Raw genomic sequence first — 24,944 nt, 5'->3', positions numbered from 1 at the left:
CTACGACATCGACGAGCCGGACTCACGGGCGCCCGTCCGGCTGCGGCCCGACCCGCGGCCCGACCCGCCGGCCGTGGACGACAGACGGCCCGCGGAACTCCTGTCCCGTCCCGCGCCCCGCGAGAATCGCCTGCAGCCGCGGGAGGCCCAGGCGGAGGAAACCATCCGGCCGCCGGACCCGACCCCGTTGGCGCGGCCGCCGGACGCGTCGGAGTTCCGGGCGTGGATCAGGCCCGCGAGTTCGGCTCCCTCTTCGAGCCCAATCCCGTCGGCTGCCTCACCTCAACGGCGGCCGGCCGCGTCGGCGCTGGGCGGAGCGGTCAGTGCGCCGGCCGACCGTGGGCACCGCCGTCCCGTGACGTCGGGTGGCGGGGCCGGTGGGGATGGTCGGGATCCTCGGAGGTTCCCGCCTACCACTCCGGTGGAGCACGGCCTCAACGGCCGGGCGCTGCTGTCGGTTGTTCTGGCGTTGAGCTGGCTGTTCGGGCTCGGCAGCGTGGCCGCGATCGTCGTCGGCTCGGTCGCCCAGGCCCAGATTCGTCGCCACAACCAGCGGGGTCGGCGGCTCGCGGCCGTCGGGATCGCATTGGGCTGGACCGGAATCGGGCTCACCGTCGTCAGTTTGCTGATCGTCCTCGCACTGCGGTGAATTCGCCGCCAATCCGGCTAAGGCAGTCGGATGGTCGACCACGATCGGTGTTGTTCCGATGTGATTTCTGACATATATCCGATGGCCAACTCCGTGACCTCGGACACGGGAGATCGCGGTGCCGCGTCTGGTGGTCACGCTCAGCGTCCTTGCTCGTACGCCTGATCCGGCCGTGCGCGGCGTGCCGGCGCCTCGCGGGGCGCGATGTGCACCTCATTTGTCCTGTATCGATGGGCCTGACGTGGGAAGGAGGTCGTCCGTACCCGGGCGATGGCACCATCGGCGGCACCGAGCCGGGTGGTCCGCCGACGGGCTCGCCGCCGCCACCGAGCGTGCACAGTGGCACTACGCGTGACGCGCGCCGTAACCGCCTCGTCAGTAGGCTCGCAGGCGTTCTGTGCCCCCCTACGTAACCCGACCCGCACGACCGCATCCGACTGGACGGACCGTGGATCTCTTCGAATACCAGGCGAAGAAGCTGTTCGCCGAACATGGCGTTCCGGTGCCCACCGGGAAGACGGCGACCACCCCTGAGGAGGCGCGCGCGATTGCCGCCGAACTCGGTGGCAAGGTGGTCGTCAAGGCGCAGGTCAAGGCCGGCGGCCGAGGCAAGGCCGGCGGTGTCAAGGTGGCCGACGGGCCGGACGACGCCTTCGCGAAGGCTACAGCGATCCTCGGGATGGACATCAAGGGCCATACGGTCCACTCGGTGCTCGTCGAGGAAGCCAGCAACATCGCGGAGGAGTACTACGCCTCCTTCCTGCTGGACCGGGCCAACCGGACCTTCCTCGCCATGGCGTCCCGTGAGGGCGGCATGGAGATCGAGGAGGTGGCCGCGACCAACCCGGACGCGCTCGCCCGGATCGCGATCGACCCGCTGACCGGCGTCGACGCCGCGAAGGCCCGCGAGATCGCGGTGGCCGCCAAGCTGCCCGAGGCCGCGCTGGCCGGCGCCGCCGAGCTGCTGGCGAAGCTGTGGACCGTCTTCGTGAAGTCCGACGCCACCCTGGTTGAGGTCAACCCGCTCATCCTCACCGCCGAGGGTCGCGTCATCGCGCTCGACGGCAAGGTCAGCCTCGACGAGAACGCCGACTTCCGGCACCCGGAGAACGCGGCGTTCGTCGATGTCTCCGCGGTGGACCCGCTGGAGCAGAAGGCCAAGGAGAAGGGCCTCAACTACGTCAAGCTCGAGGGCGAGGTCGGGATCATCGGAAACGGTGCCGGCCTGGTCATGTCGACGCTGGACGTGGTGACCTACGCGGGCGAGGAGTTCGGCGGCAAGCGGCCGGCGAACTTCCTCGACATCGGTGGTGGCGCATCCGCCGAGGTGATGGCGAACGGCCTGTCGATCATCCTCGGCGACCCGGCGGTCAAGAGCGTCTTCGTCAACATCTTCGGTGGCATCACCTCGTGCGACGCCGTGGCCAACGGCATCGTGCAGGCGCTGAAGATCGTTGGTGACGTCACCACCCCGCTGGTGGTGCGCCTCGACGGCAACAACGCCGAGGAGGGCCGTCGCATCCTCAAGGAGGCGAACCTCCCGGTGGTCAAGCCGGTCGACACGATGGACGGCGCGGCGAAGCTCGCCGCCGAGCTCGCCGCGGCCGCGGCCTGACCAGGGCGAAGGGATTGCGAACCGATGGCTATCTGGCTTGACGAGAACAGCCGGGTCGTGGTGCAGGGCATCACCGGCTCGGAGGGCACCAAGCACACCAGGCGGATGCTCGCCGCGGGCACGAACGTCGTCGCCGGGGTGAACCCGCGCAAGGTCGGCCAGCAGGTCGAGGGCGTGCCGGTGTTCGGCACCGTCGCCGACGCGATCGAGCAGGCCGGCGCGAACGTCTCGGTCATCTTCGTGCCGCCGAAGTTCACCAAGGACGCGGCGATCGAGGCGATCGACGCGGCCATCGGGCTCGCGGTGGTCATCACTGAGGGCGTGCCGGTCCACGACACGACCGAGTTCTGGGCGTACAGCCAGTCCAAGGGCACGACCCGGATCATCGGGCCGAACTGCCCGGGCATCGCCAGCCCCGGCCTGTCCAACGCGGGCATCATCCCGGCCGACATCACCCCCGGCGGCCGCATCGGCCTGGTCAGCAAGAGCGGCACGCTGACCTACCAGATGATGTACGAGCTGCGTGAGTTCGGCTTCTCCACCTGCGTCGGCATCGGTGGCGACCCGGTCATCGGCACCACCCACATCGATGCCCTCGACGCCTTCCAGGCCGACCCGGGCACCGACGCCATCGTGATGATCGGTGAGATCGGTGGGGACGCCGAGGAGCGGGCCGCGGCGCACATCGAGGCGCACGTGACGAAGCCGGTCGTCGGCTACGTCGCCGGCTTCACCGCCCCGGAGGGCAAGACGATGGGCCACGCAGGCGCTATCGTGTCCGGTTCGTCGGGAACCGCGCAGGCGAAGAAGGAAGCCCTCGAGAAGGCCGGTGTGCGGGTGGGTAAGACCCCGTCCGAGACGGCCCGCCTGATGGCTGACATCATGCGGTCGTTGTAGACCTGTTTAGATGATGAGCCCCCGCGTCCTGCGGTGGCTCATCATCGAGACGGTCCAGGGGTCGCAGATTGTCGGGACTGAGGGCACTTGGTGTCTTCCCTCATCTCCCCACGGCTGCAAGACTCCTGCTCGGTGCGTGGGTGAACTGGCGTCGCCGTGCCGACCGACCTGACGAAGTGGGGTTCCCGTCGTGGCACAGATCGGCGGTCGTAGCGTCGCGACCAACGACATCGGGGTGATCGCATCCGGGGCGGTCATGTTCATCGTGGGCTTCCTGCCGTGGTACTCGGTGAGCTACTCGTTCTTCGGTCGCAGCACGAAGGTGCACGAGAACGGCTGGGGGCTCGGGTTCAACTCCTGGTTCCCGGTGTTGCTGGTGCTCGCGGTGGCCGGTCTGCTCGTGGCGCGGCTGTTCGCGAACCTCCGCATCCCGGACGTCGGTCCGGTATCCGCCCTGTGGATCATGCCCGGTGCCTCGGCGTTCGCCAGCCTGCTCCTGCTCATCCGGTGGATCAGGTTCCCCGACGCGCCGAAAGGGCTGGATGCCGGGCCGAGCTACGGCTTCTACCTCGCGCTCATCGCCGCCATCGCCCAGACGGTCTTCGGTGTCCTGGCGGCGCTGGTGAACGGTGCGACCATCCCCGGCCGCGGCCGGGCGGGTGGCCCGGGCGCGCCCGGAGCCTGGCCGCCGCCGGGCCAGCCCTACGGCCAGCCCTACGGCCAGCAGCCGACGCCCGGCTACGGCGCCCCGACCGGCGGCTACGGCCAGCCCGGCTACGGCCAGCCCTCGCCGGGCTACGGCCAGCCCCCCACCGGTGGGGGCTATAGCCAGCCCCAGCAAGGTGGCTACGGCCAGCCGCCTGCTTATGGCCAGCCACAGGGGGATTGGGGCCAGCAGCAGCCGCCACCTGGCTACGGCCAGCCGCAGCCTCCGGGTACTTACGGTCAGCAGCCCCCGGCGGACAGTTAATTTGTCGACGGCGTGAGCGGCGAGCGTCAAAGCCCATCGGAACGCAACGGGTGACCATCAAGGTCGGGCGGTGCGGACAGCCGGGATGTTCCCGGCATTTCCGGGCTTCGAGCGGGGTGTTGTCCGGGATGGCGTGCAGGCGCGTGCGAGCGTCCTAGCGTGCCCGCCATCCCCCACCGTCCCGGCCTCGCAGGCCAGCTCCTCGACCGGTTGTGGCAGCGGGCCGGCCGTCCGGCGGTGGCGGCGATCGCCGCGTCGGCGGCCGGGCTGGTTTTCATCGAGTTCATCGTCCTGGTCGTGTGGGGCGCGGACACCGGTTCGTCCACCGGGCCCACCGCGGCGCTGCGTGTCGGCACCGACCTGTGGCTCGTCGCCCACGGCACGACGCTGCGGCTGCCGGACGGGGTGATCGCCTTCCGGCCGCTCGGGCTCGCGCTGTTTCCCCTGGCCGCGGCGCTCAGCGCCGCGCACCGGCGGGCGGCGGCCGTACCCGCGCCAGCTCACCCCACGCTGCGCCGGTCTCGCCGACTCCGGCGCGGTGGGCGGGGCCGACAACCGGAGCCAGCGCGGCGCGCCCAACGGTGTCCCCTGGGGGGCGGTGGTGGCCGACGTCCTTGGCGTTGTCGGTGCGCAGACGCTGTTCGTCGTGCTCGTCGTGCTCGTCGTGCGCTCCGGGCCGGCCCGGCCGACCCTGCTGTCCGCGGCGCTGGGTACGGTCGCGCTCGGTCTGCCCGCTGCGCTGCTTGGCACCCTCGCCGGCCGGCACCGGCTGCGGACCGCCTGGCGAACGCTGCCCGTGATGCTGCGCAGTTCGATGCTGTGCGGGGCGGGTGCGTTCGCATCGCTTATCGCCATCGCCGCCTTCGGTGTCGCCCTGGTGCTTGCCGCCACGTTGCCCGAGGTGGCCGGGGCGGAGCGGTCGCTCGACGTCGGGGTGCTCGGTGGGATCGGGCTCGCGGCCACGCAGCTTGCGCTGGTCCCCAACCTGATGCTGTGGGGCCTGGCTTACGCCCTCGGTCCCGGTTTCCGGACCGGGCCCGGCCTGGTCCGGGTCGACACGGTCCATCCCGCGGACCTGCCCGACCTGCCGGTACTGGCGGCGCTGCCCCCGAATGCGCTGCCGCGGCCCGGCTGGCTCGTCCTCGCCCTGGTGCCGATTGTCGCGGGCATCGTGCTGGTGGCGATGGTCAACCGGGCCACCGCCGGGAGCCGGTCGCGGGACCGGCTCGCGACCGTGTTGGTTGCGGGCGTGACGTGCGGTCTGCTCACCGGGCTGGCGATCCAGGCGTCGATCGGGCGGGTCGGTGGGGTCGACAGCCATTACGGACCGACCGCCGGCTGGGTGTGCGGGCTGATCGCCGGGGGCGAGGTCGCCGCCGTGGGTCTGCTGTTGCTCGGCGGCATCGATCTCGCCGCCCGGCGCGCCGAGCGGCCGTTCCTGGCCGAGGACGCGGAACCGTCGTTCTGGCGGCGGCGGATGCCGTTGCTCGGCTCCGGTCTCTCGGCGAGACCGTCGCGGCGTTCCCAGTAAGTCGCAGCGGTCGGCTCCGGCCGGTCTGATCGCCGCCGGAAAATGTCCGTGGCGTGGGTTAGGGTGCCGGCGTTGGATCATCCTTACGGAGGTCGTCGTGCCGGTCGTGGTCGCCCACATTCGAGTCGAGGCCAGGAACCTGCGGGCACTCGGCTGGTCCTATCGTCGCATCGCCCGAAGGCTCCAGGCGCGGCATCGGCTCGCGGCGTTGGTGGCGTTCCGTCTCGCCCATGGCTGGACTCAGGAGGAGGCGGCGCGCCGATGGAACGAGCGATGGCCGGAGCGGGGACCGGCCAAGACCGGTAAGACCTGGTCATATTGGGAGAGCTGGCCGGGAAAGGGCGGCCGGGCGCCCTCGGCCACGGTGCTGTCCCGGCTGGCCGAGCTGTACCTGTGCCGGCCCGGCGATCTGCTCGACGGGCCCGACTTCGGCGAGCTCGATGCGGGTTCGGACGGCCCGGGCGACCGGCTCACCGCGGATTGCTCGTGCGCGGCGGGCACGGGTGGCTACGACGACCGGCTGGCGGAGCTGCTCTCCATGGCCGCGCCGCTCGCCTCCACCGCGGGGGCGATGTCCCGTCCGCCACGGCCATCGAGGCGCAGCTGGCCGAGTTCGTCACCGGGTGGGTCCAGGCAGCGTGAGCGGGGCGGCAAGGTGCCCGCTGGGCTGTCCGCGCGGCGACGGTGGTCCAGTCAGTACAGTCGGATGGGTCGTCCTTCGCCGGTCGAGGCGCAAGCGTCGCGCAGTGGTTGTGGCGGCCAGCGTGCGGCGGCTGCCGTCATGCTGGCGCCTGTGGGCTCGCCGGTGGTCTGGTCGCTTGGGGGCGTCCGGCCCGGGTTCGTCTGGCTGGCCAATTCTGGTTACGGAGTGTGTTGTGTCTGCTCGCCTCGTCGTACTCGCCTCGGGCGCGGGAACCACCCTGCAGGCGATTCTCGACGCGACCGCGGATCCCGAGTTCGGCGCGACCGTCGTGGCAGTCGGCACCGATCGCCACGATACCGGGGCGGAGCGGCGAGCCCGGGCCAGCGGCATCGATGTGTTCACCGTCCGGCTCGAGGATCATCCCGACCGAGCGGCGTTCAACGTGGCGACCGCCGAGCGGATCGCCGGCTTCGAGCCCGATCTGCTCCTCCTGGCGGGCTACATGAAGATCCTTGGTCGACGGGTTGTCGGTCGATTCCGGACGGTCAACACCCATCCTTCGCTGCTGCCCGCCTTCCCGGGTGCCGCCGCCGTCCGCGACGCGCTCGCTGCTGGGGTGAAGGTCAGCGGTGTGACGGTGCACTGGGTCGACGAGGGGGTCGACACCGGGCCGATCATCGCCCAGCGTCCGGTGTCGGTCGAGCCGGACGACACCGAGCAGACTCTTCGCGCCCGGATCCAGGGCGTCGAGCGAGGGCTGTTCGTCGCGACGATCGGCGAGATCGTGCGGTCGGGGAGCGCTCAGGCGGTTCCGGCCGGACACCGGCGCGCCCCCGGCTTGCGCGCGCCGGTCGAGGTTCAGGTACCGGCAGAGGCTCACGTCCAGGAGGAATCATGACGTCATCGGGCGAAGATGCGGCGGGCACGAGCGGCGCCGCCCGGGGATCAAAGTCTGCTGAGGTGATCCCCACCGGGTGTCGGCCGCTGCGCCGGGCGCTCGTCAGCGTCTATGACAAGAGTGGGCTCGACATCCTCGCCGCGGCCTTCCTGGCCGCGGGGGTCGAGGTCGTCTCCACCGGGTCGACCGCGGACGTGCTGGCCAGCCATGGTCTGGCGGTGACCCCGGTCAGCACCGTCACCGGCTTCCCCGAGGTGCTCGGCGGGCGGGTCAAGACGCTGCACCCGCATGTCCATGCCGGTCTGCTCGCGGACCTGCGTAACGCCGAGCACGCGGCCGTGCTGGCCGAGCTCGACATCGCTCCGTTCGATCTGGTTGTGGTCAACCTCTACCCGTTCGCCGCGACGGTGGCCGGCGGCGCGAGCGAGGACGAGGCGATCGAGCAGATCGACATCGGTGGCCCGGCGATGATCCGCGCGGCGGCGAAGAACCATGCGTCGGTCGCGGTGGTCGTCGCTCCGGGCGAGTACGCCGAGCTGGCCGAGGCGGTCCGCGGTCCGGGCTACGATCTGCCGGCGCGGCGCCGCCTCGCGGCGAAGGCGTTCGCCCACACCGCCGCCTACGACGTCGCCGTGTCCTCGTGGTTCGCCGCGGTCGTCGCCCCCGACGAGGTCGCCCGGGAGACCGGCTGGCCCGACCTGCTGTCCGCGCAGTGGCACCGTTCGGACGTGTTGCGCTACGGCGAGAACCCGCACCAGCGGGCCGCGCTCTACATCGAGGCAGGTGCCGAGGGGCAGCCGGGCCTCGCCACGGCTCGGCAGCTACACGGCAAGCAGATGTCGTACAACAACTACACCGACACCGACGCGGCCCGCCGCGCGGTGTATGACTTCACCGAGCCCGCGGTCGCCGTGATCAAGCATGCCAACCCGTGTGGCATCGCAATCGGCGCGACGATCGCCGAGGCCCACCGCAAGGCGCACGCCTGCGACCCGGTCTCCGCGTTCGGCGGAGTGATCGCCACCAACCGGCCGGTCTCGGTGGAGCTCGCGGAGCAGATCGCAGAGATTTTCACCGAAGTCGTCGTGGCGCCGGCCTACGAGCCAGGCGCCGCGGAGATCCTCGCCCGCAAGCCGTCGATCCGGCTGCTGGAGTGCCCCGCGCCTGCGCATCAGCGCGGGATCGAGCTGCGGCAGGTCAGCGGCGGCCTGCTGCTGCAGTCGCGGGACGCGGTCGAGGAACCGGGCGACGAGCCGTCGGGGTGGACGTTGGAGGCGGGGTCTCCCGCAGACGAAGCCCTGCTGGCCGACCTGCGCTTCGCCTGGCGTGCGGTGCGTGCGGTCAAGTCCAACGCAATCCTGCTTGCCGGTGACGGCGCCACCGTGGGTGTCGGGATGGGACAGGTCAACCGGGTCGACGCGGCACGACTCGCGGTGACCAGGGCGGCGGACCGGGCCAAAGGCGCGGTAGCGGCCAGCGACGCCTACTTCCCGTTTCCGGACGGGTTCGAGGTCCTCGCCGAGGCCGGGGTTCGGGCCGTGGTCGAGCCGGGCGGATCGGTGCGAGACGGACTTGTCATCGCCGCCGCTCAGGAGGCCGGCGTGACGCTCTACTTCAGCGGGGTGCGCCACTTCGCGCACTGATCCGGGCCACCGGTCGCACCGGGCCACCGGTCGCAGTGACCGGGCAGCCGGCGGGCAGGCTCAGCGGAACCGTCGAGGGGCCCAACGCGCCGCAGGCACCGGCCGAGGGTGCTCCGGCTCGATGGCCGGCCGGCCCGGGAACGAGGGATCGGCCCGCAGCGGCGGTTGCGGCTGCGGGCCATCCGGCCGGTCGGACGGCGGTGGTGGGTCTGGTCCGACCGGCGGAGGTGAGAGACCTCCAGGGTCCCGCGTTCCCGGCGAGTCGGGCGGATGCGCATCAGCTCCCGGCGCGGATCGGCCCCGGGCTGACTCGTCGGTGGCGCCGCCCAGCGGCGCGTCGCGCCGCCCGGTTCCACCGCTTCACGACGCGGCGTTTGCCTCCGCGGCAGCCGAGCCTCGCCGGCCGCTCGTGCTGCCGTTCGCAGTGGTGGCCGTCGGCGCACCCGCCGCCGCCGCAGTCCCGCCTGGCTGGTCGCCGTTGGGCACGTAACGTTGCGCCCCCCAGTCCAGGGCGTCGCGCCAGCTTGCGCCGTACAGCACCGAGATCCGGTCGGCCGTCTGCCGCGCCAACGCCTGGACGAACACCCTGTCGTCGCTGTCCAGATGTCGGGCGTCGCCGAAGGTCTCCCAGGCCCTGAACATCAGTTCCTGCAGCTTCTTGCTGTGGGGTGATTCCTCTGCCACGTCGAATTCCCTCCAAATGGGCACCGCGGCCGGAAGTCTGCCCTAAGTGCGTGCGACGCTCACAGGTGGGGGTGTTAAGCATTGTGTTCCCGATGTGTCCGGATGGGGCGACGGCAGGTATACCCCTGGCATGTGATAAAGTGGTCGGCATCGTTGATGCGTGCTGCTCGCGGGCGTCGCGAGTGCGGACGTCAGGAGTACTGCGCCGGCTCCACCGCGTCCGGACGCACGATCCCGAGGCGCATCACCTCGTTCGCCAACCGTCCCCGCCGGTTGGGTCCCGGCGCGATGTCGAACTTGCGGTAGAGCCACAACAGGTGCTGCTTGACCGCGCCCTCGGTGACGACGAGATTCTCGGCCACCTCGCGGGTGGACGACGGGATGACGAAGGCACCCGGTGCGCCGGCCGGCCGGGACAGCGCGCGCAGCACGTCCCATTCGCGGCGGGTGAGATCGGGTGGGTCGGGGACGCGGAGTTCGGCAGTCCAGTCCCGGGCCGCCGTCCCGAGGCCCGCCTCGCCGGTGATCTCAATCCGCAGACTCGGCCCGTCCACTTTTCGCAAACCTCGCTTCCCTCAAAGACCTCTGTCCCTCAAAGACCTCTGTCCCTGACCTGCCCGGGCCCGTCCCCCGTGCCGACACCCGACAGGTCCACTGGCGACTGCCAGCGTTTGGCCGGGACAAGTCCTTGGGCGGTGATCCCCGGTCGAGGGTCAGTAACAGGTGACTTTCCGACGATCGGGACACTCCAACTGGGCGAGCGGGCGGTGGATGGCCTGGGCACGGCCTACCGTGTGTGCTGAGGATCCGGTCGTACTGGTTGGATGAGTGCTCTGCACCGTCCTGTCGCGGGGTGGGACCGTCGGCGACGGCGGCACATCGCCAAGCTCAGCACGGCAGGCCCGTCCGAAACGATCCTGACCGGCGCCGGAGGTGGGGGTGACCGACGGGTCACGCCGCTGCGACCGGCCCCGGCCCGGTGCCGGCCAGCCTGGCGATGTGGGCTGGAATGAGGCTGCCGGCAGGGGCGAGCCCGGGGAGTCCGGGGGCCGGGGGGATGCGCGGGGCGGCTCGGGCGCAGGACCCGGCCGGCAGGGAGCGGCGGCGGGGCACCGCTCGGCACGTTCCCGGCCGCGACCGTGGTACCCGGACGAGTGCGACCGCAGCGACGCTGACCGGCACCGCGAGCTGCGCCGCCTGGATGACCGACTCGCGCCGCCGGTGCCGCCGACGGACCCGGCGTCCACCCGCACGACTCGTGGCGGCCCGCCCCAGGGCGAGGAGTGGCGCAGTGCGGCCCGTGAGGTCGACACGCGCCCACGGCTCGGGGCGCGGGGTCCCGCCGTGGACCGGCGGCCGTCTGCCCGGCGCGCGGCGGGAGCCGGCGGGCCTGCGGTCGCCCAGGCGGCCGGGGCCGGCCGGTCCGGGGTCGTCCGCTGGCTGCAGCGCGAAATGGTGTTCGCGTCGGTGCTGGTCGGCGTCGCGGTCGGGTTTGTGCTCGTCTACCAGGACCGGTGGCGCCGTGGAATGCTGGTGATCGGGGTTGTGCTGGCCCTGGCAGGACTCGCCCGCCTCGCGCTGCCGACGCGGCTGGTCGGCCTGCTCGCCGTGCGCGGGCGGGTGTTCGACACCGTGATCTTGTTGCTGCTCGGGGCGTCGGTGATCACGCTCACCTCGGCGGTGCCCTACCCGGGACCTTGACGGGTGGGGACGGCCGCGGTCGGCGCCGCCCGGCCATGGTGCGCCGTACGGCGAGTCGGGTGAGGGAGCTGGCCGGGATGGTGCCCCGGCCCAGCCCGATCTCGACGAGGGTGTCGTAGAGCTCGGTACGGGTGCGAGCGGCCCGCACCGCGGCGTCCATCACCGTGCGGCGCCGGCCGACGAGGCCGGCGAGCAGCGAGGTGTGCCGCAGGTGTCGACCGAGCTCGGCGTCGAGCGAGCGCCGGTACCGCCGGCCGGCACCGGTGGGGTTCGTCCCCCCGGCCGCCGCCTGTCCGGCCAGGGAACCGGACAGCAGCGCGTAGTAGATGCCCTCCCCGGTCAGCGGGTTGATCAGCGAGGCTGCGTCGCCGACGAGGAGTACCGGGCCGTTGGGCTGGCGCGGCCGATGAGTCGACAGGGGCAGAAGGTGGGCCCGCAGCGTGGTCGGATCCGCCGGCGTGTGCGGCAGCATTCGGTCCAGGGTGCGGTGCAGGACCGTCTTCGCGCTCGTCCCGTCGTCGCCGCCGGTCAGGCGGGAGCGCAGCATGCCGTAGCCGATGTTCGCCCGGCCGTCGCCGATCGGGAACGACCACGCGTAGGTCGGCCAGCCGTCGTCGGTCATGTGGATGAGCTGCTCGAGCGGACGCCCGTCGGAGGGAAGGTCGGCATACGCCCGCACCGCGATCGCCATCGCTTCCGGCGGGTTGGCCGCAAGGTTCAGCCCGCGTCGCACGACCGAGTTCGCGCCGTCCGCGCCGATGACGACCCGGGCCGTCAGCGCGCCGTTGACGACGACCACCGGTTCGCGCCCGCGTCCGTCGGGCCGCGGCCGGTCGGTGAGCTCCAGGGTCCGGATCCGGCGTCGCACCAGGTGGGCGCCGCGGGCTTGGGCTGCGGCCATGAGACGGGCATCGAAGATCTCCCGGGGCACCACGTAGCTGGCCCGGGCCGACGGGGTGGCCACCTCGGCGCCGCCCGGCGTGCGCAGCCGCATCCGGTCGACCGGCCGGTAGCCGGCGACGGCGTCGGTGACGCCGAGGTCGCGTAGCACGTCCAGTCCGTGCGGGGCGATTCCGTCGCCGCACGTCTTGTCCCGGGGGAACGCCGCGGCGTCCGCGATGACGACGCTGGCATCGGGGCGTTCCCGCAGGGCTGCCAGCGCCGCCGCGCAGCCGGCCGGACCGCCGCCGACGACGAGTACGTCGATCGTGTGGGTGTGCAGATCCGCCGACTCGTCGACGCGCACGATCGGGGTCGCCGTCGTGATCGTGTCGATGTCCTTCGCTGGTCCCGCCGGGATGGGGCGTGGGCCGGATGGGATGGGCGCTGGGGACGGGGTCTGCACGCCCGTCAGTCTCGCAGCCGACCAGGTGATGGTGCGCCAGCGCCCCCGGTGCCCGCTGTCGGCCCGGCTCGCTTGTGCGCCGGGCCCGTCCGGTCCGTCCAGGTCCGTCCGCAGCGGACCCGGGCGCAGAGTTCGTACAGTGAGTGGCGTGGATGCGCTGGAGCAGGTTTCGCAGTGGCCGGTCAGGACGGTGGCGGTCACGGTCCTCGGTCTGGACGACGCTTCCGCCGCCGAGGCTGGCGCCGAGGATGTCGGGCGGGTGAGGCCCGCCGGGGTGGTCCGGGAGCTCGGCCAGACAGGGCCGGACGATCATCCGTTCCGGCTCGCCTCGGTGTCGAAGTTGCTCAGCGCATACGCGGTGCTCATCGCCGTGGAGGAGGGCGCGATCGGGCTGGCCGACTCGGCCGGTCCCGAGTCATCCACCGTGGCGCACCTGCTCGCCCACGCCTCCGGGCTGGCGTTCGAAGGCGACAAGGTCCTTGCCGCGCCGGGCACCCGCCGGATCTATTCCAACGCCGGCTTCGACCGATTGGCCGAGGCGGTCACCGAGGCGACGGGGATCGCCTTCGCCGACTACCTCGCCGAGGCCGTGTTCGAGCCGCTGGGGATGAGTGGGGCCAGCCTCACCGGCTCGGCGGCCCACGCGGTGACGGCGACCCTCGCCGACCTGCGTGGCTTCGCCGCCGAGCTGCTCGCTCCCACCCTCGTGTCGGCCGAGACGTTCGCCACCGCCACGTCGGTTGCCTTCCCGGGGCTGGCGGGTGTGCTACCGGGCTTCGGCCGCCAGGACCCGAACGACTGGGGGCTGGGATGTGAGATCCGCGGTCGCAAGAACCCGCACTGGACGGGCAGCACGAATGCACCGGTGACCTTCGGCCACTTCGGCCAGTCCGGCACGTTCGTCTGGGTGGACCCGATCGCCCGACTCGCATGCGTCACACTGTGTGATCGAGACTTCGGTGATTGGGCCCGGCATCTGTGGCCACCCCTGTCGGATGACGTGTTGGCGCAGGCCCGCCCCCAGGTGGTGAATCCCTGGGCATGACCGGACCGCGGGGCTCCGGGCGGGCGGCGCAGGCCGAGCTGCACTTGTCGGGATCCTTCTGCAATCCGCCTCTGCCGTGTGGCGGGTTGTCGCCGTTTTGGCCTGGTCTGTGGGTGCGCGGGCCGCGGTCTTCTGGTCCGCGGGAGACAGGCGGGGTCCGTGGGCCATGATGTCGGCATGCTTTCCTCGGCGACACCGATCCCGACGGCCGGTCATCGACCCGGTGATGGAGTGCCACGAGTACCGAGAGTTACGATCTTCGGTCGAGGTGCCGCATGTGCCGCAGTGTCGGTCGCGCATGACTGAAAGGCCGCTCGAGCCAGGAGTCGGCGTCGAGCCCCGAGTACGCGTCGAAGGGGCGCCCGCGGTCGGCGCTGCTCGCGCGGCGGATCTGGCCGACATAGGTGTGGCGATCGGCATTCCGGAGCCCTACCGGACCGAGCTCCAGGATTGGCGTGAGCGGCTCGGGGATCCCAACGCCGCCTTGATCATTCCGCATGTCACCCTACTCGGGCCGACGACGGTAAGTCTGGCCGACCTGCCGGCGATCGAGCGTCATCTGGCGCACACTGCCCGTCCTAACGATCCGTTCACGATTCGTTTGCGGGGCTCGGGGACGTTTCGCCCACTTTCGCCGGTTATCTTCGTCGCTCTTGTCGCCGGTGAGGCCCGCTGCGCGACGCTGGCGGCGGCGGTGCGATCCGGCCCGCTGGAACGGCCACTGAACTTTCCGTACCACCCACATGTCACCGTGGCTCACGACATCGCCGAGGACGGCCTCGACCGCGCCTACGAGGCACTGGCCGACTACCAGGCGGAGTTCGACGTGCGGGGATTCGGTCTCTACGAAAGAGGGGGCGACCTACGCTGGCGGCAAATACGCTTCTTCCCCTTCGATCAGCAGGGGGACGAATCCGAACAGAATGGCGACGGAGGGCGACGCGCAGATATCGGTTCACGGGAATGACTGGGCGTCGCCGGGGGGACATCGACGGGTGTGACAAGACCTCGTGAGGCGGTTCGGGCCGGAGTCGGCAGCGTTTCCGACACGGCCGGGACGGTAAGGGCGAAACGTCCATTTCTGGACCACATTATCCGGGCGTATTCCCGGTACACGGCGGACAGCGGCGACCGGCTGGCGGCGTCGGCGACGTACTTCGCCTTCCTGTCCTTCTTCCCGATCATCGCGCTCGCCTTTGCGGTCACCGGGTTCGTGGTCGACGCCTACCCGGCCGTCCAGGACAGCCTGACCAGGAAGATCAACGACTACCTGCCGGGGCTGGCGGACAAGCTCGACATCACATCGATCGGGAACGCCAAGGTCGGTGTCGGCATCATCGGTCTACTCGGGCTGCTACTCGCCGGCCTCGCCTGGATCGACGCGTTGCGTGACGCGCTGCGGGTGATCTGGCACCAGGACATCGACGTCGGCAACATCATCAAGCGGCGGTTGCGCGACATCTCCGTCCTCGCCGGCCTCGGGCTTACCCTGTTGACCTCGCTCGTGGTCACCAGCCTGTCGATCTCGGCGACCGGGACGTTCCTGGACTGGATCGGGCTGTCCGGAAGTACGGCCGCCGCCTGGGTCACCGGTATCCTGGCCCTGCTCGTCGCCCTTGGGATTGACACCGCGGTCTTTCTCTACCTGTTCTGGCGGTTGCCGCAGCAGACCGACCGGAGCCGGTCGGTGCGCGGCGCAGTCCTCGGCGCTGTCGGGCTGGAGATCCTCAAGGTCGTGGGGACCTGGCTGGTCGGCCAGACCACGGGCAACCCGGTCTACGGCACGTTCGCGGTCATCGTCGGACTGCTCATCTGGATCAACATTGTGATGCGGTGGACGCTGTTCGTCGCCGCCTGGACGGTGACCGCGCCCTACGACTCGGACGTCTACCCCTCCGGTACGGCCTCCCCCCTCGAGGCTCAGCGGCCGAATGCGTCGCCGAACCGGGACGCCCCACGGTCCGCCGACTCCCACGGCGCCGACTCCCCATCCGCCCGGGGCACTGCCACGCCGGACCCGCTCCGGTTGGACCCGTCGCCGGCGAAACGGCCCGCGTCGGGCTCGTCCCGCTCCACGGCGTCGAGCTCGTCCGGGCCGAACCTGTCGCCGTCGAAGGCGTCAGGTCCGAACGCGTCAGGTCCGAACGGGTCAGATTCGAACGGGTCAGATTCGAACGGGCCCGAGCTGGACTCGATGCCTCTCGAGCCGGTCCAGTCGGCGGTGCCCGGTAGCCGGACCGGGCCTGTCGATGTCTCCGTCGGGTCCGTGACCACCAGTTCGGAGGCGACGCTGATCGCCAGGCTGCGGGCATTGCTGCGTCGGCGCCACCCGTCGGAGACCTCCGGCGAGGCGGGCTGAGGGGGTACGAGCCGGCGTGGCCGTGCGCCGAGCCGACGCACGGCGTGGGCCGGCGGCCCAGCCGGCGAGGTTCCCACCACCGTCTGGCCGAGCCCAGGGCGTCGGCGATGCCGGCGGGCCGCGCGCCGCATGAGGACGGTTACGATGCAGGCTCCTACGGTGAACCCGAGTGCGCCCCAGGTCATCGGGCCGATGCCGGTGATGAGACCGCCAGCGTGGTTCGCCGCCCGGTGGCCAGGCGCTGCGGCTGGCCTGGCGACCGCCTGTGCGGCGGCGGTGGGCCGGGCTGCGTCCCCGGCTCCGGCCCTGGCGGAGTTCGGCAGGTAGCCGATCGGCGTCACCTGGTCGGCATGCGCGAATCCCCAGTCGAGCAGGGCGCGGGCGTCGACACCGTAGGCGGGGGCCGCGCGCAGCAACGCGACGATGACCGTCCGACCGCCGCGGGTGGCGGCCCCGACGAACGTCGCGCCGGCCGCCACCGTGTATCCGTTCTTCACCCCGATGGCGCCGTCGTAGGTGCGAAGCAGCGAGTTGTGGTTCTGGATCTCGAAGCGCTGGTCGCCGCGCCCGGCGAGGGATGCCTGCGGGATGGTGAGGTATCCCCGCACGCTGGGGTCGTTGAGCGCGGCGCGGCCGAGTACGGCCAGGTCGTACACGCTGGTGACCTGCCCAGGACTGTCCAGTCCGGTCGGATCGCCCGCGACGGTTTCGCGCGCACCCAGCGACTTGGCCAGCGCGTTCATCCGGTGCAGGACCGCCGCGGCGCCGCCGCTGGCTTCGACGAGGGCTACCGTCGCGTCGTTGCCACTGGAGATCATCATGGCGGTTGCCAGGTCCCGAACGGTGTAGCCGACGCCGGGCACCAGGCCGACCTTGGTGCCGTCCACGCGGGGCGGATTATCGTCGATGGTGATGACCCGGTCCGGCGGCAGGCCGGGGAGCACGGTCAACGCGGTGAGGATCTTCATGGTGCTGGCCGGAAGATCTTGTGCGTGCGGGCGGGAGGCGGCGAGGATGGCGCCGCTGCCGGCGTCCGCGACCAGCCAGGCCTGCGCGGCCAGCCCCGCAGGTGCCGGGGGGGCTGGGGAGCCTCCGGGCGCCGGAGCGGGCGCGGCCGCCGGGCCCGACTGGCCGCCTGCTTCCGCGCCGGCGACAGCACCGGCACCGGCCTGAGCACTTCCGATGGCCTGGCCACCCGCATCGGGAGCCGCTGGCATGGCGGCCATGGTGGCGGCCAGGGCCGGGGCGAACCACGCCGCGGGAGCGAACAGCAGCCCCATGGCGGTGACGGTGAGGATCAGGGCCCGCCGAGCCCGCGGGCGGACGCGGTGCGCGGAGCTACCACCGCCGTGGGGCGGGGCCGCCTCCTGGACGGCGATTGTGCGTAGCTGGCAGGCGGTCCCGAACTCCGCTGGCAGGGTTGGACGGGAGCGACACGACCGGCCGGCACGCACCTACCGAACGCTACTGGCTTGGCCCGCTTCAGCGCGGGCGGTCACGAGACGTGTCGCGCGGAGGTGTCCGCCGTGGGCGAATCACCCGATTTTGAGCGTTCGGCCGATCGACGGGCCGATCCGGCGTGCAGCGGGGAACGATGATGTCCGCGGCCCGGCGCCGCCCGGGGAGTCCGATGGGTCGCGGTGCCACTGGTGCCGCTGGTGCCCGTGTCCGCCCTGGCTGCGTCCGGGTCTGCTGGGTCGGCCCCCGCCGGCGCGCCGACGATCGTCGGCAGGGCGGGGTGGGTGCTCTTGATCGCGCTCGCGACGAGGTGCGCCGGCGTCGGCCCGGAGCTGGCGGCGCCCGGCTCGGTTTCATCGGACCGGGAGATACCACTGGCGTGCCTGGCCTGGCTGACTCCGACGGGGGAAGCGGCATCCTCGCTCGCGGTTCCGGGGGCCGCCGTGTCTGCCGGTGACCCGTCAGCAGACAGCCCGTCAGCAGACAGCCCGTCGGCTGACGAACTCCTGTCGATCGCGGCGTCAAGGGATGCGTTCGCCGCCGTGACCTTCGCAGGCCGGGCGCGCTTGGCCCCCTTGGGATGCTTCGGCGTCTTGGCACGAGCGAGGCCGGCTTCGTCGGCGGCGTAGGTGGGACCTGTCCCGCGGGCGGGGTGGTCATGCGGGTCGGGCTGGCCCGATGCGCCCGAGCGATGGGTGGCCTGCGGCTGACGCGGGATCTCGACGGCCTCCCGGAGCAGGCTGGTGAGATCTCCTCGCAGTGCCTCCAGCTGGCCGGCCAGCTCCCCCCGGACGTACTGGCGGGTCGCCGCCTCGCTCTGGGCGAGGCGCAGGGCCGCGACCTCGCGGGTCAGGAACTCCGTGTTTTCGCGCATCCGGCCGGCGACAGCCCGGTCCTCGGTGAGGGAGGCCCGGTCACGATCGTCCTGGCGGTTCTGGGCGAGCAGGATCAGGGGTGCCGCGTAGGCGGCCTGCGTCGAGAAGGCCAGGTTCAGCAGGATGAACGGGTAGGGATCCCAGCGCATCAGCGGCAGCGCGATGTTCAGGGCGATCCAGACGATGACGATGCCGGTCTGGATGGTGAGATAACGCCCGGTACCGAGGAATCGGGCGATGGTCTCCGCCGAGCGGCTGACCGTCTCCCGGTCAACCCGCGTAAGTAGCGCGACCCGACCGGAGACCGGCAGGTCGAGACGTTCGGTGCCCAGACCTCGACGGTCCGTCGTTCGCGATGCTGAGATGGTCATGGAAGCTCCCCACCCGCGCGCAACGGCCATGGCCGGTTGGCACGCGCTTCTCGAGCAGGCCGCACGCGTCGTCGCCACGGCGGCCTCAGGTCGACACGACATCAATCGACCGCACCTGCTCGTGCACTGCCCGGTCAGGCCCGGTGGCCGAGCGGCCACGCGGATCCGGACACCGGCATCCTGACGCAGAGACGCGCCAGCCAGGCCGCGGAGGGATCGGAAAGCATCACCCCGGGCCGAGGAAGCGGCGGCCGACCACCCGTCGTTCCGCACGGGGGCCGAGGCCGGACCAGGGCCGGACTGCAGAGCAGTGCCCCGGGAGTCGTCAACCCCGGGTTCGTGGACGCGGGCCGGGCGCGCCTGGCGCGCTCCGGCCGGAGCTCATCGCCGGCTGGCGTCCACTAGCAGGAAGCGGCCTTTACTGGAGCACCCGCCAGGACTCACAGCGGCCACCTCCTCGCGTTGGTCCTCCGTGGAGGATTTTCCGGGGACGCGTCAAGGATAACTGTCCAATTCGTAACCGGACCAACCGGGGTATCCGTGACCTCTGTCGCGAAGAGGTCACCTGCGGCGCCCGGTCGGCCGAGTCGGCAATACGCCATCCTGGCCGGGTCGCCGGCTGGTCACCATCGGTGTGGCGAGTCGAGATGGTGTGTCCGGGTGTCCGCCCTGGCCGGTTGGTGCCGTTGGTGCCGGTAGGCCGCGGATGCGAGGCACCGCTTGGCTTCGACTAGCCGTTCGTGCTGACGCCCGCCGTCCAGGCGAAGCTCTCCTTCGTCCACGACGTCATCGCCGCTGGGGCGGGTGGAGCGGGAGCAGCATCGGAACGAACGTCTTGACCGACGGATCGTCCGTGATCGGCCGCGGACCACCGAGGACGACGAAGCCGGTGCGGGTGTACAGCCGCCGAGCCGGCCGGTTCGCGGGGGCCACCCACAGCTTCACCGCCTCGGCGCCGGCCTGCGCGGCCCAGGTCACCGCGGCCGCCAACAGGACGTCCGCGGCGCCGGTGCCGCGGGCCGCGGGCGTCACCCACATGGCACCCAGCTCGCGTAACCAGGGCCGGCCGGTCGGGGTGAACCCCTGCACCATGCCGACCGCCTCGCCGGCCCGCTCCACGAGCGCCACCAGGTCCGCGGGGGAGTCCGCCCCGCCCTCGGCGCGCCGTGCCCAGTCGGCCGCCGGCAATGTACGCGCTGCCCCCAGGGTCTGCCAGAACGCGGCGGGCGAGTCGGCGAGCGCAGCCAGCCGCAGCCGGCGCAGCAGCGGCCCCTCGTCGGGCCGGATACGCCGGCCATGGATGCCGTCCGTCACGGTGGTCGACTCCTCCTGTCGTGGCGGCGACATCGCGTGATGGGCGCGGCCGCCGGCGGGGTTGTTGCGCGGGGAAAGGGTGGTGTTGGGCGTAATCGGCACGACCTTTAGCTCAAACGCCTCCCAGGCGGCCCTGTGAGCGCGGATACTGATCAAAGCGGCGGGACGGCGGAGGAGTTCGCTGGAGATGATCCATCGTGGGTAGATCCGTCACACTCATCGTGCGGCAGGACGGCCCGGCGTGGTCGGCCTGGTCCCCGCAGTACCCGGGGCTCGCCATGGTGCAGCCGGCTCCGGCGGACCTGCGGGCTGTGCTGCCCGAGGTCCTGTCCTGGTACTTCGGCGAGGACGTCGCGATCGAGCCGCAGGTGCACTGCGAGCGGGAGCTGCACGGCGTCATCGTCCGGCTGGCGCAGGACGCCCAGCTGTACGAACGCGAACGGATCGCCGAGCGGCTCGGCGCCGCTCTCGGCGTCGCGAGCCAGCGGGCGCAGCTGCGTTCCGGTCCCGTCAGCGGCGCGGGCGCGGTCACCTTCGTCTGCGCCCTGCAGTCTGACCGGATCGGCTGGTTGACCTCCCAGATGGAGGACGACAACGACACCGTCGTCGCCCTCCTGCCGGTCGCGGAGACGATGCTGTGGGCGATTCGGTTCGGCGCGGCCGGCGACGGTTCCGCCGCCGCGGTCGACCCCTCGGCCTACCCGCCCGACACCGCGCTGGGCGAGGTCATCCGCACGTTCGCCGGCCCCCGCCAGCAGCTACGCACCTAAGCCGTCGGACATCTACCCGTCTGGTCGGGGCCCGTGCGCGGGCCAACCGAGAGCCGGGCGCACGCCGCGTCAGGCCGGCGGCGGCGACGGGGACGGGGTAGGGCTCGACAGGTTCGCGAATTCGGCCCGGTAACGGGCACCGTTCTTCGGATCAGCGTCCGCGGCCTTGTCGAATGACTGCCGCGCACCGGTACGGTCACCGCTGCTGTACTGGACCTGGCCGAGCAGGCTCAGCAGCTGGGCGTTGCGCATAGGGCAGTCGTCCGCGAGGGCGACGGCGTTGCGATACGCGTTGATGGCCCGCTGATAGGCCGCCGGATCGGCGACCCCCCGCGGTGGCAGCTCGACGAGTCCAAGGCCCGCCCACGCCTCCAACTGCACGACCCGGCCGGCGGGATCCCCCGTTCCCTCGTCGATGGCGAGATGGAAATGCTGCCGGGCCGCGTCCCAGTCCGCGCTCATGGCCGCCTGGCTCAGGCACGCATAGACCCGCCCGAGGCCAAGGTCGATCTTGCTTCTCGTGAGCCTTGCGTACGGTGGGGCCACCTCGCCTGCTGCCAGTCGGTAGACGTCGATCGACCGGTGCAGATCGTTGACTTTCACCGTGTCGGGCGTGCACTGTCCGCGGGACCGGTGAAAGAGGGCCTCGGCGGAGCCGGTATGGGCACGGCCGAACCTCGGATTGATGTCGGCCGCCCGGCCAAACCAGCCGATCGCCTCATCGTATCGACCCGCCTTGCTTGCGGCGTTGCCGAGGAACAGGTAAAGGATCTCCTTGCCGTCGGTGTCCTGCCAGCCGGGTAGGTCCGCGGCCTTCCGCAGGTCGGCGGTGGCCTCGTCGTAGTGGCCCAGCGCGTAGTGCCCGACGCCGAGGACGAACCAGGCCAGGGCACCGGCACGGGCGGCGAGAACTGTGCGTATCTCACGATGGAAGACCGGATTGTTGGCCAGCCCGGCGGGAGCCTCGACGGGCGCGCCGAACTGGTAGTACCCGGCGAGTTCCTCGGCTCCGGGGACGAGGCTCCGGTCGACGAAGAACTCCGGGGTGAACACGACGCGGTCGGTCCCGGCCGCCCGCAGGACGCCCCGCACCACGATGTTCGCGTTGCTCCTGCGGACCACCTGATCCGCCCAACCAGCCTGGTCGCCGCCACTGGAGGGTGATCGTCCGATCTTCGGCGGTCCCCAGACCTGGACTGCGAGTGACTGCTGGACAGGCTGGAGGCTGCGCGCCATCTCGTCCGCGACCAACGTGGCCGCGTCGGTCGTCGAGGCCGACGGATGGCGCCGGCCGACCTCGTCGACCTCGTCGAACGCGGTGACGGCGACCCGGAGATCGCCGACCATCCGGGCGGACGGCGCCCGGTCGGAGTTGCCCCGGATCATCAGTACGCCCGCGAGGACACCGGCGACAACGATCGCGACACCGACGGTCACGATGAGCACCCGCCGAGTCGGCGGGGTCAGATCGGCCCGCGGCAGCCGCCGCCGGGACCGGGCGGCGTCAGCGTGGGGCGAACCGCTGGTGGGTGCGTTCGTCGGCGCCGGCGGAGCGTCGGGGGGTGACGATCCGGCCTCGGCGGTCGACGTTGCGACCTCGGACGGCGGCGGGGCGCCCGGGAACTCCCTGGCGTCGACTCCGGCGATGCTTTGATCCTTCGGGAAGCCGCTCGTCGCGACCCGCGCGACCGTCTCGACGCCGGCGGCGATGAGAACACGGCGTCGTGCCTCGGCCTCGTCCACGTCGAACAGGTCGACGTGGACGATCGTCGCCAGCACGTCGGGCAGCGGACACGCCTCCACCCGCAGCGGGATCACGGACCGGGACACCAACGCCCCTGCCCACACCTGCGAGCTCCACGGAGTGTCGAAGTAGGCCGCAGAGGAGATCACCATGGTGAGCCGGGCGGCCGCCATCTGGGGGGTTCGTCCACACCACGTAATTGGCGCCGGGAGCCAGGTCCCAGGCGAGCACCCGCGCTGACAGTCCCCGGCCCTCGAGGACGGCCGCGACCCACGTGGCCCACGGCGCGTCGTCCGCCACGTGCGAGACGAAGACGTCCACGTCATTCGTGCCGGCAGGCTCAACAGACCGGCGCTGTGTCGTACCCATCTTCATGTCCTGCCGAGGGTCCTTCATGTCCCGCCGAGGGCCTTCTCCCGAGGCCAGGCCCACGTGCGCTCTCGTGACCGGTCATCCCAGGTTGAACTGCGCCCTGTCGTTGCCGAGCGGCGGCTGTTGCGAGAAACCCCCCACAGATCGGGCCAGTATGGCCCATCCGCCCCGGGGATCATCCGCGTCGGTGGCCAGCCGGTACCGTGCGTTTCCCTGGTCATCCGTCTGCACGACGACGCTCGTCCGATACTCGCTCTTCGCCGACGGATCGCTGGCGTAATAGAAGTCGATCGCCACCTGGTCCCCCGGCCTGAAACCGGCGAGTTCCACCACGGCCTCGTCGCCGGGATGTAGGTCGTTGTTGTAGTCGCGGATGACCATGAGTGGGCTGGCGGATCCCGGGAGCAGGGTGAACACGGTCTGCCAGACCTGGCGGCCGTCGGTCGCCGCGACGGTGTACCTGCCGGCCGGGGTTCCGAGAAAGGGTGTCCAGTACAGCGCGTTCAGCAGCCTGGCGTCCGTCGGGGAGTCACAGACCATGCAGATCTCGGCGCTTTGTGCCACCTCGCCGGAGGACGCGGTTACCGCGATGGCCAACCGTGTGCCTGGATCGAACCCGACCGGGCAGAACTGGTATTTCCGCAGGAGTCCCAGGTCCGCACCGTTGCGGTCCACCCCGTTGACGAGGATGACCGGGCCCGGCCCGCTGTACTCCTCTGCGAGTTCCCGGCAGAGGGGGAAGTCGCCGCCGATGGCGGTGCCCAGGCTGAGATCGACTCCCGCGGGCGGAAGATCGTGGGCGTTGAGGACGCTGGGGGTACCCGGGGACGGCGTGGCGAGCTCGGCTCGGCTGCGTGCCGGTACGGCCTGGTCACCGGCGGCCGCCTGCCCCACGGGCTGGTCGGCGGCCGTCCGGGAGGGGCCGTGGGCGGCCGCGGGCATCGGTGTCGCGGTCGGGGAAGGCTCACCCGCTGCCGAACGAGCCCGTACTGGGTCGGGGGACGCCGGCCGGACCGGGCCAAGCGTCGGCGCACCGTGATGTGTCGAACTGGCCCCCGGCGGGGAGCCGACGTCCTGTCGGGGAACGTGCGGGGACCAGGAAGGGGAAGGGGGAGGGGAGTCGGACGTGGCGGGAGACGTGGCGGGCGGTGACCAGTCGGAGCCGGCTGAGGGTGCGGCATCGGTCGGCGTGAGGTGTCCCGGACTCGGCGCGACGGTGTCGGCAGGCAAGGATTGACCCGCCGGTTCCGACGCTCTTGCCGGTGTGGTGTGAGCGGATGCCGATGGCGCCCCCGCGGAACCCGACGACAATCCCGAACATGCGGCAAGCGCCACGGGAAGGAGCGCGGTGAGCAGAAGGCATCGGTAACGCTGTGTGGAAAATCCTCGCGACGTCATGCAGCCCCCCGGCACGCACGTTATCACTGCTTTATGGCGATACTCGCCAGAGGTGAACTATACCGGCCGGACATCGACCGCGATTCGGATCGGCACGCCGGTCCGACGGGCTCGTTCGAGAAGCACGTAGTGGATCGACCGGGACGCTGGGCGTACCGATAGAGCGACACGACCGAGATTTGGCGCTCAGCAGGCGATGAGCGCTTCGCAAAGTGCGGCTGGTGTGGCTGAGCTGATCGCCATGGAGCGAGCGGCGCGGCTGACGGCTGTCCGCACGGGGGCGAGTGGTACGTGGCGCGGGCCGTGGAAGTCGAGGTGACCAGTCAGGGAGCCAGCGTCGACGAGTCGCTGGCGAATCTCCGCGAGGCGTTGGAGCTGTACTTCGAGGACCAGCCTCTCCCGATGACCGCCACGGATGGCCCCATCGTCGCTGCGTTGGACATCCGCCTGCCCGGCGTGACAGCCTGCCCTGCCCCGGGTCTCCGGGGCGAAGAGGCGGGCATCGAGGCGGAGGAGCTTAGGACGTTGCTCACCTGAGCTTGGGCCGATCCCGGGTGCAAGCTGGGTGGGTGACTCTGTCGAAGCGCGCCTCCTGGTTCCTGATCGCGGTCGGGGTGTGGACCTGGGCGATCTGGCCGAACTTGTAGAACATTCACTTATGA

21 protein-coding genes and 3 pseudogenes are annotated in these 24,944 nt (G+C 71.3%); 15 read left to right on the top strand and 9 right to left on the bottom strand.

Going from position 1 to position 24,944, the window contains the following annotated elements:
- Positions 1-421 precede the first annotated feature (421 nt).
- From G6R25_RS26525 to purH, 8 genes and pseudogenes are all read left to right on the top strand, one after another.
- Entirely contained in the window at positions 422-649 is a 228-nt protein-coding gene (locus G6R25_RS26525; RefSeq protein ID WP_235826230.1) for a DUF4190 domain-containing protein, read from the top strand.
- A gap of 448 nt (positions 650-1,097) precedes the next feature.
- Positions 1,098-2,264 (top strand): ADP-forming succinate--CoA ligase subunit beta, encoded by a 1,167-nt coding sequence (gene sucC / locus G6R25_RS08290; RefSeq protein WP_163552499.1) that lies wholly within the window; start codon positions 1,098-1,100, stop codon positions 2,262-2,264.
- A gap of 24 nt (positions 2,265-2,288) precedes the next feature.
- The gene (gene sucD, locus G6R25_RS08285) at positions 2,289-3,161 is read left to right on the top strand and encodes a succinate--CoA ligase subunit alpha (RefSeq protein WP_136448601.1); all 873 of its coding nucleotides are present in this window, start codon (positions 2,289-2,291) and stop codon (positions 3,159-3,161) included.
- A gap of 190 nt (positions 3,162-3,351) precedes the next feature.
- Positions 3,352-4,131, top strand: a complete 780-nt coding sequence (locus tag G6R25_RS08280) for a hypothetical protein (RefSeq protein ID WP_163552498.1) — start codon at positions 3,352-3,354, stop codon at positions 4,129-4,131.
- A 159-nt stretch (positions 4,132-4,290) separates the two neighbouring features.
- Positions 4,291-4,560 (top strand): annotated as a pseudogene (locus G6R25_RS29565) (DUF6350 family protein); the annotation flags it as partial.
- A gap of 109 nt (positions 4,561-4,669) precedes the next feature.
- Positions 4,670-5,662 carry a cell division protein PerM gene (locus G6R25_RS08275; protein WP_235947815.1) on the top strand — a complete coding sequence of 331 codons (993 nt, stop codon included), beginning with the start codon at positions 4,670-4,672 and terminating at the stop codon, positions 5,660-5,662.
- An 875-nt stretch (positions 5,663-6,537) separates the two neighbouring features.
- Positions 6,538-7,203 (top strand): phosphoribosylglycinamide formyltransferase, encoded by a 666-nt coding sequence (purN, locus tag G6R25_RS08270; RefSeq protein WP_163552497.1) that lies wholly within the window; start codon positions 6,538-6,540, stop codon positions 7,201-7,203.
- On the top strand, positions 7,200-8,846 hold the full coding sequence (gene purH, locus G6R25_RS08265) for a bifunctional phosphoribosylaminoimidazolecarboxamide formyltransferase/IMP cyclohydrolase (protein ID WP_163552496.1): 1,647 nt from the start codon (positions 7,200-7,202) through the stop codon (positions 8,844-8,846). The genes purN and purH overlap by 4 nt, the downstream gene beginning before the upstream one ends.
- Before the next feature lie 360 nt (positions 8,847-9,206).
- Here purH and G6R25_RS08260 read toward each other — a convergent pair whose 3' ends face one another.
- Both G6R25_RS08260 and G6R25_RS08255 read right to left on the bottom strand, forming a co-directional pair.
- Complete coding sequence (locus G6R25_RS08260; protein ID WP_163552495.1) at positions 9,207-9,530, bottom strand: hypothetical protein; 324 nt, start codon at positions 9,528-9,530, stop codon at positions 9,207-9,209.
- Between the two features lie 191 nt (positions 9,531-9,721).
- A complete protein-coding gene (locus tag G6R25_RS08255; RefSeq protein WP_235947812.1) occupies positions 9,722-10,084 on the bottom strand; it encodes a helix-turn-helix domain-containing protein in 363 nt (120 codons plus the stop codon).
- A gap of 385 nt (positions 10,085-10,469) precedes the next feature.
- On the opposite strand from G6R25_RS08255, the gene G6R25_RS26515 reads away from it, so the two are divergent.
- Complete coding sequence (locus G6R25_RS26515; RefSeq protein ID WP_235947810.1) at positions 10,470-11,231, top strand: DUF3017 domain-containing protein; 762 nt, start codon at positions 10,470-10,472, stop codon at positions 11,229-11,231.
- Here the strand turns inward: G6R25_RS26515 and G6R25_RS08245 are convergent.
- Positions 11,200-12,576, bottom strand: a complete 1,377-nt coding sequence (locus G6R25_RS08245; RefSeq protein ID WP_163552494.1) for an NAD(P)/FAD-dependent oxidoreductase — start codon at positions 12,574-12,576, stop codon at positions 11,200-11,202. The genes G6R25_RS26515 and G6R25_RS08245 overlap by 32 nt on opposite strands.
- 148 nt (positions 12,577-12,724) lie before the next feature.
- Between G6R25_RS08245 and G6R25_RS08240 the strand changes: the two genes are divergently transcribed.
- The 3 genes and pseudogenes from G6R25_RS08240 to G6R25_RS08230 form a co-directional block, all read left to right on the top strand.
- Positions 12,725-13,621 carry a serine hydrolase domain-containing protein gene (locus tag G6R25_RS08240; protein WP_163552502.1) on the top strand — a complete coding sequence of 299 codons (897 nt, stop codon included), beginning with the start codon at positions 12,725-12,727 and terminating at the stop codon, positions 13,619-13,621.
- Positions 13,622-13,919: 298 nt separating this feature from the next.
- The gene (locus tag G6R25_RS08235; protein WP_163552493.1) at positions 13,920-14,588 is read left to right on the top strand and encodes a 2'-5' RNA ligase family protein; all 669 of its coding nucleotides are present in this window, start codon (positions 13,920-13,922) and stop codon (positions 14,586-14,588) included.
- A 30-nt stretch (positions 14,589-14,618) separates the two neighbouring features.
- A pseudogene (locus G6R25_RS08230) lies at positions 14,619-15,437 on the top strand (YihY/virulence factor BrkB family protein); the annotation flags it as partial.
- Positions 15,438-15,541: 104 nt separating this feature from the next.
- On the opposite strand, the gene G6R25_RS08225 reads toward G6R25_RS08230, so the two are convergent.
- The 3 genes from G6R25_RS08225 to G6R25_RS08215 form a co-directional block, all read right to left on the bottom strand.
- On the bottom strand, positions 15,542-17,434 hold the full coding sequence (locus tag G6R25_RS08225) for a D-alanyl-D-alanine carboxypeptidase family protein (protein ID WP_235947806.1): 1,893 nt from the start codon (positions 17,432-17,434) through the stop codon (positions 15,542-15,544).
- A gap of 41 nt (positions 17,435-17,475) precedes the next feature.
- Positions 17,476-18,684, bottom strand: a complete 1,209-nt coding sequence (locus tag G6R25_RS08220) for a DUF1003 domain-containing protein (protein WP_163552492.1) — start codon at positions 18,682-18,684, stop codon at positions 17,476-17,478.
- A gap of 786 nt (positions 18,685-19,470) precedes the next feature.
- Entirely contained in the window at positions 19,471-20,100 is a 630-nt protein-coding gene (locus tag G6R25_RS08215; RefSeq protein WP_235825899.1) for a GNAT family N-acetyltransferase, read from the bottom strand.
- A 95-nt stretch (positions 20,101-20,195) separates the two neighbouring features.
- Between G6R25_RS08215 and G6R25_RS08210 the strand changes: the two genes are divergently transcribed.
- Positions 20,196-20,768, top strand: a complete 573-nt coding sequence (locus G6R25_RS08210; RefSeq protein ID WP_163552491.1) for a hypothetical protein — start codon at positions 20,196-20,198, stop codon at positions 20,766-20,768.
- 69 nt (positions 20,769-20,837) lie between these two features.
- Here the strand turns inward: G6R25_RS08210 and G6R25_RS08205 are convergent, their stop codons facing one another.
- The 3 genes and pseudogenes from G6R25_RS08205 to G6R25_RS08200 form a co-directional block, all read right to left on the bottom strand.
- Positions 20,838-22,685, bottom strand: a complete 1,848-nt coding sequence (locus G6R25_RS08205) for a tetratricopeptide repeat protein (RefSeq protein WP_163552490.1) — start codon at positions 22,683-22,685, stop codon at positions 20,838-20,840.
- 31 nt (positions 22,686-22,716) lie between these two features.
- A pseudogene (locus G6R25_RS30235) lies at positions 22,717-22,881 on the bottom strand (toll/interleukin-1 receptor domain-containing protein); the annotation flags it as partial.
- Between the two features lie 81 nt (positions 22,882-22,962).
- Positions 22,963-23,826 (bottom strand): hypothetical protein, encoded by an 864-nt coding sequence (locus G6R25_RS08200; RefSeq protein WP_163552489.1) that lies wholly within the window; start codon positions 23,824-23,826, stop codon positions 22,963-22,965.
- A gap of 771 nt (positions 23,827-24,597) precedes the next feature.
- Between G6R25_RS08200 and G6R25_RS26510 the strand changes: the two genes are divergently transcribed.
- Both G6R25_RS26510 and G6R25_RS31300 read left to right on the top strand, forming a co-directional pair.
- The gene (locus G6R25_RS26510) at positions 24,598-24,819 is read left to right on the top strand and encodes a type II toxin-antitoxin system HicB family antitoxin (protein WP_235947804.1); all 222 of its coding nucleotides are present in this window, start codon (positions 24,598-24,600) and stop codon (positions 24,817-24,819) included.
- Positions 24,820-24,836: 17 nt separating this feature from the next.
- The gene (locus G6R25_RS31300) at positions 24,837-24,929 is read left to right on the top strand and encodes a hypothetical protein (RefSeq protein WP_473246883.1); all 93 of its coding nucleotides are present in this window, start codon (positions 24,837-24,839) and stop codon (positions 24,927-24,929) included.
- Positions 24,930-24,944: the final 15 nt, after the last annotated feature.

The organism is Candidatus Frankia alpina (assembly GCF_902806485.1).
GTDB lineage: Bacteria > Actinomycetota > Actinomycetes > Frankiales > Frankiaceae > Frankia > Frankia alpina.
This window is presented reverse-complemented; position numbering and strand designations above follow the sequence as displayed.

Coding starts and splice junctions, on each gene's coding strand:
- sucD (WP_136448601.1), top strand. CDS start 2,289: ATGGCTATCTGGCTTGACGAGAACAGCCGGGTCGTGGTGCAGGGCATC.
- purH (WP_163552496.1), top strand. CDS start 7,200: ATGACGTCATCGGGCGAAGATGCGGCGGGCACGAGCGGCGCCGCCCGG.
- G6R25_RS08235 (WP_163552493.1), top strand. CDS start 13,920: ATGACTGAAAGGCCGCTCGAGCCAGGAGTCGGCGTCGAGCCCCGAGTA.
- G6R25_RS08220 (WP_163552492.1), bottom strand. CDS start 18,684: ATGACCATCTCAGCATCGCGAACGACGGACCGTCGAGGTCTGGGCACC.
- G6R25_RS08205 (WP_163552490.1), bottom strand. CDS start 22,685: ATGGCGGCCGCCCGGCTCACCATGGTGATCTCCTCTGCGGCCTACTTC.
- G6R25_RS08200 (WP_163552489.1), bottom strand. CDS start 23,826: ATGCCCGCGGCCGCCCACGGCCCCTCCCGGACGGCCGCCGACCAGCCC.